The 12,780-nt window shown below is 68.7% G+C and carries 12 protein-coding genes; 10 read left to right on the top strand and 2 right to left on the bottom strand.

Going from position 1 to position 12,780, the window contains the following annotated elements; genetic code table 11:
* The first annotated feature begins 118 nt into the window (after positions 1-118).
* The 5 genes from AAG895_RS16020 to AAG895_RS16000 all read left to right on the top strand — a co-directional run bounded on the left by AAG895_RS16020 (position 119) and on the right by AAG895_RS16000 (position 5,823).
* Positions 119-1,168: a Glu/Leu/Phe/Val dehydrogenase dimerization domain-containing protein gene (locus AAG895_RS16020; protein WP_345792981.1), complete on the top strand. Its 1,050-nt coding sequence runs from the start codon at positions 119-121 to the stop codon at positions 1,166-1,168.
* Positions 1,169-1,558: 390 nt separating this feature from the next.
* Positions 1,559-2,725 carry a cytochrome c oxidase subunit II gene (coxB, locus tag AAG895_RS16015; RefSeq protein WP_345792980.1) on the top strand — a complete coding sequence of 389 codons (1,167 nt, stop codon included), beginning with the start codon at positions 1,559-1,561 and terminating at the stop codon, positions 2,723-2,725.
* Between the two features lie 3 nt (positions 2,726-2,728).
* On the top strand, positions 2,729-4,327 hold the full coding sequence (ctaD, locus tag AAG895_RS16010; protein WP_345792979.1) for a cytochrome c oxidase subunit I: 1,599 nt from the start codon (positions 2,729-2,731) through the stop codon (positions 4,325-4,327).
* A 28-nt stretch (positions 4,328-4,355) separates the two neighbouring features.
* Positions 4,356-4,883, top strand: a complete 528-nt coding sequence (locus AAG895_RS16005) for a cytochrome c oxidase assembly protein (RefSeq protein ID WP_345792978.1) — start codon at positions 4,356-4,358, stop codon at positions 4,881-4,883.
* A 55-nt stretch (positions 4,884-4,938) separates the two neighbouring features.
* Positions 4,939-5,823 (top strand): cytochrome c oxidase subunit 3, encoded by an 885-nt coding sequence (locus tag AAG895_RS16000; RefSeq protein WP_345792977.1) that lies wholly within the window; start codon positions 4,939-4,941, stop codon positions 5,821-5,823.
* 51 nt (positions 5,824-5,874) lie between these two features.
* On the opposite strand, the gene AAG895_RS15995 is transcribed toward AAG895_RS16000, so the two are convergent.
* Entirely contained in the window at positions 5,875-6,084 is a 210-nt protein-coding gene (locus AAG895_RS15995) for a DUF2909 domain-containing protein (protein WP_345792976.1), read from the bottom strand.
* A 26-nt stretch (positions 6,085-6,110) separates the two neighbouring features.
* Between AAG895_RS15995 and AAG895_RS15990 the strand changes: the two genes are divergently transcribed.
* The 4 genes from AAG895_RS15990 to cyoE all read left to right on the top strand — a co-directional run bounded on the left by AAG895_RS15990 (position 6,111) and on the right by cyoE (position 9,704).
* Complete coding sequence (locus AAG895_RS15990; RefSeq protein WP_345792975.1) at positions 6,111-6,989, top strand: SURF1 family protein; 879 nt, start codon at positions 6,111-6,113, stop codon at positions 6,987-6,989.
* Positions 6,976-7,566 (top strand): hypothetical protein, encoded by a 591-nt coding sequence (locus AAG895_RS15985; protein WP_345792974.1) that lies wholly within the window; start codon positions 6,976-6,978, stop codon positions 7,564-7,566. Before AAG895_RS15990 ends, AAG895_RS15985 begins: the two co-directional genes overlap by 14 nt.
* A 10-nt stretch (positions 7,567-7,576) precedes the next feature.
* Positions 7,577-8,728 carry a COX15/CtaA family protein gene (locus AAG895_RS15980; protein WP_345792973.1) on the top strand — a complete coding sequence of 384 codons (1,152 nt, stop codon included), beginning with the start codon at positions 7,577-7,579 and terminating at the stop codon, positions 8,726-8,728.
* A gap of 67 nt (positions 8,729-8,795) precedes the next feature.
* Positions 8,796-9,704 (top strand): heme o synthase, encoded by a 909-nt coding sequence (gene cyoE / locus AAG895_RS15975; protein WP_345792972.1) that lies wholly within the window; start codon positions 8,796-8,798, stop codon positions 9,702-9,704.
* 7 nt (positions 9,705-9,711) lie between these two features.
* Here cyoE and recQ read toward each other — a convergent pair whose 3' ends face one another.
* Entirely contained in the window at positions 9,712-11,640 is a 1,929-nt protein-coding gene (gene recQ, locus AAG895_RS15970) for a DNA helicase RecQ (protein ID WP_345792971.1), read from the bottom strand.
* A 221-nt stretch (positions 11,641-11,861) separates the two neighbouring features.
* On the opposite strand from recQ, the gene AAG895_RS15965 reads away from it, so the two are divergent.
* Positions 11,862-12,779, top strand: coding sequence for a MerR family transcriptional regulator (locus tag AAG895_RS15965; RefSeq protein ID WP_345792970.1), 918 nt, complete (start codon positions 11,862-11,864; stop codon positions 12,777-12,779).
* Position 12,780 lies beyond the last annotated feature (1 nt).

Genomic DNA, 12,780 nt, shown 5'->3' with positions numbered 1-12,780 from the left:
TCAGACCCCATTGATCCGAAGCAAGGGTTCCACACCCTGCCAACCTGCACCGGCCTGCCACGAGCAGCGTCGGGCGGGACGGCTCACACCCACGTTCCCATAAGGAAGGAGACACAGCATGGCCGTATTTTCCCTGAGCGACTTCGCCGACCACGAGCAGGTGGTCTTCGTCAGCGATGACAAGAGCGGACTGAAGGCGATCATCGCCGTCCACAATTCCAACCTCGGCCCGGCGCTCGGTGGCTGCCGCATGTGGCCCTACGCCAGCGAGGAGGAGGCGATCCGCGATGTGCTGCGCCTGTCGCGCGGCATGACCTACAAGTCGGCGATGGCCAACCTCAAGCTCGGCGGCGGCAAGTCGGTGATCATCGGCAACCCGCGCACGCAGAAGACGCCCGAGCTGCTCGCAGCCTTCGCCCGCGCGCTCGAGCAGCTGAACGGCCGCTACATCGCCGCCGAGGATTCCGGCACGAGCGTCGCCGACATGAAGTACATGGCGCAGTTCACCCAGCACGTGGCCGGCATCGTCGACAAGCCGTCCGACCAGGGCACGCGCAGCGGGGATCCGTCGCCCGCCACCGCCTATGGCACCTTCATCGGCATCAAGGCGGCGGTGAAGGAGCGCCTCGGCCGCGACTCGCTCGAAGGCTTGCGCGTGGCGGTGCAGGGCGTGGGCAACGTCGGCTACGACCTCGCCCGCCAGCTCAAGGAAGCTGGCGCCCAGCTGTGGGTGACCGACATCCACCGCGAGCCGCTGGTGCAGGCTGGCCGCGAGCTTGGCGCCATCGTGGTCGCGCCGGAGGAGATCTTCGCGCTCGACGTCGACGTCTTCGCCCCGTGCGCGCTCGGCGCCATCCTGAACGACAGCACCATCCCGCAACTGAAGGCGAAAATCGTCGCCGGCGCCTCCAACAACCAGCTCGCCGAGCCGCGCCACGGCGTCGAGCTCATGAAGCGCGGCATCCTGTACGCGCCCGACTACGTCATCAACGCCGGCGGCATCATCGACGTCTACCACGAGCGCATCGGCTTCGACCGCGGCGCGCTGCTCAAGCACATCGAGGGCATCCACGACAACCTGATGGAAGTCTTCGAGCGCGCGCGCAAGGAAGAGCGCCCGACCGGCGAGGTCGCGGACGCGATCGCCGAGGAGCGCTTCAAGCGCTGAGCCCGGCGCGCGATGATACGAAGAACGGCGGCCTGCGGGTCGCCGTTTTTCGTCCGGCATGGGGCCGGGCGCGCGCTGGCGACGATCCCTCCGCGCGAGGTGCAGGTATTCCCCGATTGATCCGGACCACGCTTTGAGGGGTCAATAGGGCGAATTGGAATCGATCTCGCGCGCGTTCTTGTCGTGCCTTGCCTTTCCCTTGTTGAGGTTTATATTGAATCTAAACTCCGGGTCGTCGTGGCCATTCCGTTGGCGCTGACGAGGGTCGAGGGGAGAGGGGGAAACGGCATGCCGCGCTCGCGGGCTCGGCGAAAGGCACAGGGAGCAGTCAGGACTTCAGTTGCGCTGTTGTAGCGGCATCACACCCATAACGATAAGAGGGGGTCGGCAGTGAGACACCGTTCATCCGGGTTGTGGCAGGCGAGGACGTATCTGAACCACCCCACGGTCGCAGCCACGCTGCTCGCGACCGGTATTCCGGCGGGCGCGCAGGAACCCCGCTTCAACATGACGCGCGGCGCCACCGAGATCAGCCAGCAGGTCTTCGACCTGCACATGACGATCTTCTACATCTGCGTCGCGATCGCGCTGGTCGTGTTCAGCCTGATGTTCTGGTCGATCATCCACCACCGCAAGGCCAAGGGCGTGGTGCCGGCGCAGTTCCACGGCAGCATGAAGATCGAGATCCTGTGGACCGCGATCCCGGTGCTGATCCTGATCGCGATGGCCGTGCCGGCTACACGCACGCTGATCGCGATGGAGGACGTCTCCGCCTCCGAGCTCACCGTGCTCGTCACCGGCTCGCAGTGGAAGTGGCACTACAAGTACCTCGACTACCCGATCGAGTTCTATTCGGTGCTTGCCACCCCGCGCGCGCAGATCGCCAACGAGGCGGAGAAATCCCCCGACTACCTGATGGCGGTGGACAAGCCGCTGGTTCTGCCAACGGGCAAGAAGGTGCGCTTCCTGCTCACCGCCGACGACGTCATCCACTCGTGGTGGGTGCCCGACTTCGCGATCAAGAAGGACGCCGTGCCCGGCTTCATCAACGAGACCTGGACGCGCGTCGACAAGCCCGGCCTGTACTACGGCAAGTGCGCCGAGCTGTGCGGGCGCGACCACGGCTTCATGCCGGTTGCGGTGGAGGTGAAGACGCCCGAGGACTTCGAGGCCTGGGCGGCCCAGCAGGTGGCGCTTGCCGAGCAGGCGAGGGCCGAGGCGGCGACCGCCGGCCCGATGAGCATGGACGAGCTGATGGCACTTGGCCAGGAGGTCTACGACCGCGCCTGCGTGGCCTGCCACCAGCCCAATGGCGAGGGCCTGGCGGGCGTGTTCCCCGGCCTGAAGGGTAGCGCGATCGCGATGGGCGAGCCGGCCGCGCACATCCACATCGTGCTCTTCGGCAAGGAAGGCACCGCGATGCAGGCTTTCGGCAAGCAGCTGAGCGCGAAGGAACTCGCCGCCGTCATCACCTACGAGCGCAACGCCTGGGGCAACGCCAAGGGCGACATGGTGCAGCCGGCCGACGTCGCGGCCGCGATCGAGAAGGGGGAATGAGCGATGAGCACCCAGATCACCGGCACCCTGGACGCACACGGGCACCTTGACCACGACCACAAGCCGCGCGGCCTCGCGCGCTGGCTGTTCAGCACCAACCACAAGGACATCGGCACGCTCTACCTGCTGTTCTCGCTGACCATGCTGTTCATCGGCGGCAGCCTGGCGATGGTGATCCGCGCCGAGCTGTTCCAGCCCGGGCTGCAGTTCGTCGATCCGCACTTCTTCAACCAGATGACCACGGTGCACGGCCTGGTGATGGTGTTCGGCGCGGTGATGCCGGCCTTCGTCGGCCTGGCCAACTGGATGATCCCGCTGATGATCGGTGCGCCCGACATGGCGCTGCCACGGGTGAACAACTGGAGCTTCTGGATCCTGCCCTGCGCGTTCGCGATCCTGCTGTCCACGCTGTTCATGGAGGGCGGCGCGCCCGCGGCCGGGTGGACCTTCTACGCGCCGCTGTCGACCACCTACAGCGGCGACTCCACCGCCTTCTTCGTGCTCTCGGTGCACCTGATGGGGGTGTCCTCGATCATGGGCGCGATCAACGTAATCGTCACCATCTGGAACATGCGCGCGCCCGGCATGACCTGGATGAAGCTGCCGCTCTTCGTGTGGACCTGGCTGATCACCGCCTTCCTGCTCATCGCCGTGATGCCGGTGCTGGCCGGGGTGGTCACCATGGTGCTCACCGACAAGTACTTCGGCACCAGCTTCTTCGACGCCGCGGGCGGCGGCGACCCGGTGATGTTCCAGCACATCTTCTGGTTCTTCGGCCACCCGGAGGTCTACATCATGATCCTCCCGGCCTTCGGCATCGTCTCCAGCATCATCCCCACCTTCGCGCGCAAGCCGCTGTTCGGATACGAGTCGATGGTGGTGGCCACCGCCAGCATCGCCTTCCTGTCCTTCATCGTCTGGGGCCACCACATGTTCACCACCGGCATGCCGGTGGTCGCCGAGCTCTTCTTCATGTACGCCACCATGTTGATCGCCGTGCCCACCGGGGTGAAGGTGTTCAACTGGGTGGCGACGATGTGGCGCGGCTCGATGAGCTTCGAGGTGCCGATGATGTTCTCGCTCGCCTTCATCGTGCTGTTCACGATCGGCGGCTTCTCCGGGCTGATGCTGGCCATCATCCCGGCCGACTTCCAGTACCAGGACACCTACTTCGTGGTCGCCCACTTCCACTACGTGCTGGTGACGGGCGCGGTGTTCGGCATCATCGCCGCGGTGTACTACTGGATCCCGAAGTGGACCGGCGTGATGTACAACGAGCGCCTCGCCCAGGTGCATTTCTGGTGCTCGCTGATCTCGGTGAACATGCTGTTCTTCCCGATGCACTTCGTCGGCCTGGCCGGCATGCCGCGCCGCATCCCGGACTACGCGCTGCAGTTCGCCGACCTTAACGCCTTCATGAGCATCGGCGGCTTCCTGTTCGGCCTGTCGCAACTGCTGTTCCTGTGGGGTGTGGTGCGCTGCATGCGCGGGATCGGCGACAAGGCGACCGACCGGGTGTGGGAAGGCGCGCAGGGGCTGGAGTGGGAGGTGCCCTCGCCGGCGCCCTATCACACCTTCGACACCCCGCCGGTGGTCAAGTGATTGCACGGCGGCGCACGGAGGACGCGCGATGTCTGACCACCGTAGCCTGATCAACAAGCTGCTGCTCGCCTGCTTGGCGATGTTCGCGTTCGGCTTCGCGCTGGTGCCGCTGTACGACGTGTTCTGCGACATCACCGGCATCAATGGCAAGACCGACAAGGTTGCCGCCGCCGCGCCCGACCGGATCGATCGCGGGCGTGAGGTCACGGTCGAGTTCCTCGCCACCCACGACCCTGCCGTCGCGGTTGATTTCGCCCCCGAGACCGCACGTGTGCGCCTCAATCCGGGTGACCTGCAGGTGGTGTCCTTCGTGGTCGAGAACCGCACCGGGGAGCCGATCGTCACCACCGCCGTGCCCTCCGTTTCGCCCGGAGAGGCCGCCCGCCACTTCATGAAGATCGAATGCTTCTGTTTCCAGGAGCAGCCGCTGGCGCCGGGCGAACGCAAGGCCATGCCGGTTCAGTTCTATGTCGATCCGGAATTGCCGGCGCGCTTCAAGAACCTGACGCTGTCCTACCGCCTGTATCGCAGCGTCGGCCAGACCGCGAGCCGCTGAAGCCACGCGGTCCCGGCGCACGCCGCGCCGGGTTCCGCAGCAAGGGAGGGGCACCATGACGACGACCACGCATCAGAAGTACTACGTCCCGCACGACAGCGCCTGGCCGATCGTCGGCGCGCTTGCCTTGCTGCTCATCGGCTACGGCGCGGCGCTGTGGATCAGCCAGCTTGACCAGCCCGGGGCGCGCGGTGGGCCCTGGGTGCTCGCCGCCGGCATCGCGCTGCTGGTGGTGACGCTGTTCGGCTGGTTCGGCAAGGTCATCGACGAATCCCAGCGCGGTTTGTACTCCGCCCAGCTCGACCGCTCCTTCCGCCAGTGCATGAGCTGGTTCATCTTCTCGGAGGTGATGTTCTTCCTCGCCTTCTTCGGCGCCCTGTTCTATGCCCGCGTGGTATCGGTGCCATGGCTGGACGGCGCCAGCAACAACGCGATGACCGCCGAGATCCTGTGGCCGGACTTCGAGGCCGCCTGGCCGCTGCTCAAGACTCCGGGCGGTACCGAGACCCAAGCCATGCCCTGGTCGGGCCTGCCGCTGTGGAACACGGTGATCCTGCTTGCCTCCTCAGTCACGCTGCAGGTCGCGCACGTGGCGATCGAGCAGGGCAATCGGCTGCGGCTCAAGCTCTTTCTCGCGATCACCGTGCTGCTCGGGGTGACCTTCCTGTTCCTGCAGGGCTATGAATACATGCACGCCTACGAGGACCTCGGTCTGCGCCTGGACTCCGGGGTCTACGGCAACACCTTCTACCTGCTCACCGGCTTCCACGGCCTGCACGTGACCATAGGCGCGCTGATCCTGCTGGTCATGCTGCTGCGCATCGTGATCAAGGACCACTTCACCGCGGAGCACCACTTCGGCTTCCAGGCCGCGGCCTGGTACTGGCACTTCGTGGATGTGGTGTGGCTCAACCTCTTCATCTTCGTCTATGTGCTGTGAGGCGGGCGCGATGCGGGCGGGCGCTCGGGCGGGCACGCAATACGCGCGGGCTCAGTATGGACGCGGATTCGGCGTGATCACCCCGGTGGCGAGCAGCACCAGCAGCAGCGCCATCACCGCGACCGAGAACGCGAGCCGGCGGCCGAGGTGTTTCGACATCCGGGTCGTACCGTCTCCGCCCTTGAGCATCACGAACAGCGCCTGGAACAGGCTGACGACGACAAGTGCGAGCAGCAGCACGAAAACGATCTTGACGGCCATGAGGGCTCTCCGGCGGCAGGGTGGCGATGAAGATTAGCGCGTTCGGACACTGCTGGGTGCTGCGCTGGCCATGGGTGCTCGCGGTGCTGGCGGTCGCCGCGGTGCCGGCGGGGCTGTCGGTGTGGCAATGGCAGCGCGGCGAGGACAAGCTGGCGACGCTGGCGCGCATCGCGCAGTGGGAGCGCGAAGGCGCGGTGGGCCTGGCGCGGCTGGCAGCGCTGGCCGGAGGCGATGGGCGCGCGGCCGCGGGCGGCCGTTCCGGTGAACGCGGTGCAGCGGGCGCCAGCGCGACGCGCGATTCCGCCAGCGTGCGAGCGCGGAGGGCGCTCGTCGACGGCGTGCAGCTCGACTTCGAGGCCCGCTGGATTGCGCCCATGGTGTGGCTGGTCGACAACCGTGTCCTCGACCGTCAGCCCGGCTACGACGTGGTGATCGCGGTGGAAGACATCGCCGACCTGCGCGCAGCGGGCAGCAGCGGCGCCGCGCCGCGCGCGGCGCTCGTCAATCTGGGCTGGATTCCGGCCGGGGGCGCGCGCGACGTGCTGCCGCTGCCGGCGATTCCGGCGCAGCTGCGTGTGCAGGGCCTCTTCCGCACCGACGTCACCGGCCTCCTGCTTGGCGCCAATGTCGAGGACCACGGTCGTTGGCCGATGCGCATCCAGCAGCCCGACCCGGAGCAGCTCGCGCCCTGGCTGGCGGTGCCGCTGGCGCCAGGGCTGATCCAGCAGCAGCAGGCTTCACCCTTCCACATCCACTACCAGCCGGTCGTGCTGCCGCCCGAGCGGCATCGCGGCTATGCGCTGCAATGGGCGCTGATCGCGCTCGCGGTGATCGGTGTCGCGCTCGCTGCCAGCGCGCGCCGGAGGCCGGCCGAATCAGGGGAGATCGCCCATGAGCAGTCGTAAATTCCTGACCCTGTTCCTGCTCTGTGCGCTTGTGCCGCTGGCAGCGGCATGGGCGAGTCTGCGCTTTGGCTGGTTTGCTGCCGCGCCGACTCTCAACCACGGCGAGTGGCTGACGCAGGAACTGCGCCTGCTGCCTCCACCCGCGCAGGGCGGCGGGCAGTGGCATCTGGTCTATGTGCCCGCGGTCGGGGGCGAAGCGGCCTGCCCGGAAAGCGGCGAGGCGCTCGTTCCGCCTGGCGTCGGCATCGCGCCGACGGCCCCGGCCACGCGCTGCGAGCAGGCGCTGATGATCCTGCAGCAGCTTCACGCGGGCCTCGGCCGCAAGCAGGCGCGGGTGCAGGCGCTGGTGCTGGCGGCGGACAATCCCGCGGTGCGTGCGCGCTATCCGCATGTCGAATGGCAGGCCGCGCAGGTCAGCGACGCGGCGCTGCTGGGGCGCATCGTGCTGGTCGATCCGCGCGGCCTGGCCTTGCTGCGCTATGCGGTCGAGCCGGGGGCCGAGCAGGCGCAGCGCGTGGCCGGCGATATCCGCAGCGACCTGCTGCGGCTGATGAACTACGACCGCAGCGGCGTATGAGGAGGTGGCGATGAGGCGCGCACGCTGGCTGGTGACCGCGACCCTGGCGCTCGCGCTGGCGGTGATCGCGCTCGGCGCCTACACCCGACTCACCGACGCCGGGCTGGGCTGTCCGGATTGGCCGGGCTGCTACGGCCGGCTCACGCCGCCGGTGCACGACACCCACATCGCCGCGGCCCAGGCGCGCTTTCCCGACGCCGAGGTCGACCCCTTCAAGGCGCGCAACGAGATGGTGCACCGCTATCTCGCCGGCCTGCTCGGGCTCTGCGTGCTGGCGATCTTCATCGTCTCGCGCCGCCTGCCTCGCGGGCGCGGGGTGCGCGGGCTCGCTGCGCTGCTGCTGGCGCTGGTGGTGTTCCAGGCCGCGCTCGGCATGTGGACGGTGACGATGAATCTGATGCCGGTGGTGGTGGTGGCGCACCTGTTCGGCGGCTTCGGGCTGCTTGCGCTGCTGGCCTTGCTGCGCTTCGAGTTGAGGCCTGAGCCTCCCGTGGCCATGGAGCCAGTCGAGCCCCGTCTCGCCCGCCTGCTGCCGCTGGCCTGGCTGGCCTTCGCCGTGCTCCTTGCGCAGATCGCCCTCGGCGGCTGGACGTCGGCGAACTACGCGGCGGCGGTGTGCTACCAGTTGCCCTTCTGCGAGAGCGGCTGGAGCGCGCAGTTCTCGCTGCGAGCCGCCTTCAGCCTGCCGCTGGGCCACGAGACCTACGAGTTCGGCGTGCTGCCTTACGAGGCGCGGATGAGCATCCATGTGCTGCATCGCATCGGCGCCCTGGTCGCCACGGGCGTGCTCGCCAGCCTGGTGCTGCTGTGCTGGCGCCATGCGGCGGGTGCGCGCCTGCGCCGGCTGGCGGCGGCGGTCGGCGTGCTGCTGGCGCTGCAGGTGACACTCGGCCTGATCAACGTGATTGGTCAGGTGCCGCTCTTCAACGCGGTCGCGCACAACCTCACCGCAGCCTGCCTGCTCGCCACGCTGGTGTTGCTGATCCGGCAGATGCAGGCGTCGGCCGCGCAGTCCCGTCGTTCGGCGCAGCGCACCCATCCGGCTGCCCGGCCGACGTTCCCGGCGGATCCGGGCATGGGCGCCGACCGTGGGTGCGGGCTTGCCCGCGAATGGACAGACCCGGAGCCGCTGCCTTCGCGGGCAAGCCCGCTCTCACGGTAACGCACAACCGTGGCGGCCTTCGCCGTGAATGGTGGTCGCAGCAAGGACAACAGGGGGAGACGGAGACATGGACGGCTACAAGCGGATTCCGACAGCGGCTGCCAGCCTGGGCGAGGCGATGGCGCTCGGTCGCGCGTTCTGGCAACTCACCAAGCCGCGGGTGGTGGCGCTGCTGGTGCTGACCGCCTGGGTGGGCATGATGCTCGCCAGCGAGGGCTGGCCCGACCTCGGCCTGATGGCGACGGCGAGCCTGGGCATTGCGATGGTCTCGGGCGCGGCGGCGGCCTTCAACCATGTGCTCGACCAGAAGATCGACGCCCGCATGGCGCGCACCCGGATGCGTCCGCTGCCCACCGGCCGGCTGAGCAACGCGCAGGCGGTGAGCTTCGCCTTCGCGCTCGCCGCCGGCGGCTTCGTGCTGCTGCTGGTGGCGGTCAATGCGCTGACTGCGTGGCTCACCCTGGCCGGGCTGTTCGGCTATGCAGTGATCTACACGGTGTTCCTCAAGCGCGCCACGCCCCAGAACATCGTCATCGGCGGGGTCGCCGGCGCGCTGCCGCCGGTGCTCGGGTGGACGGCGATGACCGGAACGGTGGGCGCCGAGGCCCTGTTGCTGATGATGATCATCTTCACCTGGACGCCGCCGCACTTCTGGGCGCTCGCCATCCACCGCGTCGAGGACTACCGCCGCGCCGGCCTGCCGATGCTGCCGGTCACCCACGGTATCGAATTCACCCGCACGCTGGTGCTGCTCTACACCGTGCTGCTGCTCGCGGTGTGCCTGCTGCCGTATCTGGTGGGGATGAGCGGGCCGTTCTACCTCGCGGGAAGCCTGCTGCTCAACCTGCAGTTCCTGCGCCACGCCTGGCGCCTCAAGTTCGCCCCGCGCGCCGACACCGCGATCCGCACCTTCCGCTTCTCGATCACCCACCTCATGCTGCTGTTCTTCGTGCTGCTGGCGGATCACTACCTGTGATCGAGGATCAGCCCGCTCCGGCGACCAGCTCCAGGATCGCCGCCCCGTAGTGCTCCAGCTTGCGGTCGCCCACGCCGCTGATGTGGGCCAGTTCGGCGAGCGTCTGCGGGCGGGCGATGGCGATCTCGCGCAGGGTGGCGTCCTGGAACACCACGTAGGCGGGCACGTTGCGTTCCTTGGCGGTGGCGAAGCGCCAGGCGCGCAGGCGGTCGAAGAGGGTGGTGGGGATGCCATCCGGGATCTCGAGCGCGGCGGCGCTGCGCCGCTTGGTGCGACTGCGCCCGCGTTCGCGCTCGAGGCGCAGGTGGAACTCGGCCTCGCCGCGCAGCAGCGGACGGGCGGCGTCCGTGAGGCGCAGCGCGTTGTAGCGCTCGTGGTCCACGGCGACGAATTCGCGCGCCACCAGCTGGCGGAAGATCGTGCGCCAGCGCTTCTCGTCGAGCTCGCTGCCGATGCCGAAGGTGGTGATGTCCTGATGCTTGCGCTCGATCACCTTGTCCGTGAGTTCGCCACGCAGCACGTCGATCAGGTGGCCGGCGCCGTAGCGCTGGCCGGTGCGGTACACGCAGCTCAAGGCCTTGCGCGCGGCCTCGGTGGCGTCCCAGGTCTGCGGCGGGTGCAGGCAGTTGTCGCAGTTGCCGCAGGGGCTGGACTCTTCGCCGAAGTAGGCGAGCAGGTGCTGGCGGCGGCAGGTGGTGGCTTCGACCAGGCCCACCAGCACGTCGAGCCGGTTGCGCGCGAGGCGCTTGAACTCCTCGCTCGCTTCGGACTCGTCGATCATCCGCCGCTGCTGCACCACGTCCTGCGCGCCCCAGGCCATCCACGCCTGCGCCGGCAGGCCGTCGCGGCCAGCGCGGCCGGTTTCCTGGTAGTAGCCCTCGATCGAGCGCGGCAGGTCGAGGTGCGCGACGAAGCGCACGTCGGGCTTGTCGATGCCCATGCCGAAGGCGATCGTCGCCACCATGATCAGCCCGTCCTCGCGCAGGAAGCGGGTCTGGTGCTCGGCGCGCATCTCCTGCGTCATGCCGGCGTGGTAGGGCAGGGCGTTCAAGCCCTGTTCCTGCAGCCAGGCGGCGGTCTCCTCGACCTTGCGCCGCGACAGGCAATACACGATGCCGGCCTGGCCGGGGCATTCCTCGCGGATGAAGGCGAGCAGCTGGCGGCGGGCGTCGTCCTTGTCGACGATGGTGTAGCGGATGTTCGGGCGGTCGAAGCTGGAGATGAAGCGGCGCGCGTGCTGCAGGTTCAGGCGCTCGGCGATCTCCTCGCGGGTCTGGCGGTCGGCGGTGGCGGTGAGCGCGATGCGCGGGATGGCCGGGTAGCGCTCGGGCAGGATCGAGAGCTGCAGGTACTCGGGGCGGAAGTCGTGGCCCCACTGCGACACGCAGTGCGCCTCGTCGATCGCGAACAGCGCCAGCCGGCCGGTGTCACGCAGGTGGTCGAGCTGGTCGAGGAAGCGCGGCGTCATCAGCCGCTCCGGGGCGACGTAGAGCAGCTCGAGCGTGCCGTCCCACAGCGCGCGCTCGACCGCGCGGGCGCGTTCCATGTCCAGGCTGGAGTTGAGGAAGGCGGCATTGACGCCGGCTTCGACCAGCGCGCTCACCTGATCCTGCATCAGCGCGATCAGCGGCGAGACCACGATCGCGGTGCCGGTGCGCAGCAGTGCCGGGATCTGATAGCACAGCGACTTGCCGCCTCCGGTAGGCATCAGCACGAGCGCGTCGCCGCCGGCCGCCACATGCTCGACGATGGCCTGCTGCTCGCCGCGAAAGGCGGGGTAGCCGAAGACGTGCTCGAGGATGCGCAGCGCGCCTGCCGACAGGGTGGCGTCCTGCGCCGGCAGGCGGGGCTGATCCGGTGCGCCGGGTGGCCGGGCGTTGGGATCGGCGTCGAAGCGGTGGTCGAAGTCGGGATCGAGGCGGGGGGCGGCGAACATGGGGCGCATTTTACCGCTGCCGTCACTGCGTCAGGGGCGAACGCGGGCCAGCCGCTGACGCAGCGGTGGCGAAGTGGACAGGTATCTTAGTTTGTCCTGGACAAACAGCGCTCGCTTGCCTACCATTTCATCGACAGCGCTCACGCGTCGCGCCTCCGGGCAGACGACTGGCCTGCGCCTTTTCTCGCACGCATCCTCTCTCACGTCGGCCGACCATCACGATGAACGATCTCGCCCGCCCCGAAGCCGCCTCCAGCATCGCCGCCGTCGAGCGGGACACCGGGCTGCCCAAGGACACCCTGCGGGTGTGGGAGCGGCGCTACGGCTTCCCGGCGCCGGCGCGCGACGCCAACGGCGAGCGCCTGTATCCGCCCGAGCAGGTGGAGAAGCTGCGCCTCATCCGACGCCTGCTCGACCATGGCCGGCGCCCGGCCGGCATCGTGCGTGCGAGTGCGGAAGAGCTCGCCCGCATGCTCGACGAGTGCCTGTGCCCGCCGGATGCCGCGGCCGCGGCGCGCGACGACAGCCTGCTGCAGCTCGTGCGCCTGCATCGCAGCATCGAACTCAACGCCGCCTTGCGCAAGGCGCTGATGAAGCAGGGCCTGCAGCGCTTCGTGGCCGATACGGTGGCGCCGCTCGCCGCTGCGGTCGGCGAGGCGTGGATGCGCGGCGAGGTCGATGTGCCCGAGGAGCACCTGTTCACCGAGCAGGTGCAGAACGTGCTGCGCAGCGCAATCGGCGCCCACGCCGTGGCCGGCGGGCGGCCGCGCGTGCTGCTCACCACCTTCCCCGAGGAAGAGCACGTGCTTGGCCTGCTGATGGCCGAGGCGATGCTCGTGCCCGAGGGGGCGAGCTGCCTGTCGCTCGGCACGCGCACGCCGCTGGCCGACATCCGCAGCGCGGCGGTGGAGGGCGGGTTCGACATCGTCGGCCTGTCTTTCAGCATCGCCTATCCGGCGCGCCAGGCGATCGACGGCCTGCTCGAGCTGCGTGCGGCGCTGCCGTCGAGCGTCGACATCTGGGCCGGCGGGGGCGCGGTGCGCGACAAGCAGAAGCGGCTGGCCGGCATCCGTGTCGTCGGCGACCTCGACGACACGCTTGCCGCGCTGCGCGACTGGCGCGCGACGCACGCGAGCTGAG

The sequence above is a fragment of the Thauera sp. JM12B12 genome, from assembly GCF_039614725.1.
Classification (GTDB): domain Bacteria; phylum Pseudomonadota; class Gammaproteobacteria; order Burkholderiales; family Rhodocyclaceae; genus Thauera.
Note: the sequence above shows the minus strand (reverse complement) of the source record. Positions and strands in the feature narration are given on the sequence as shown.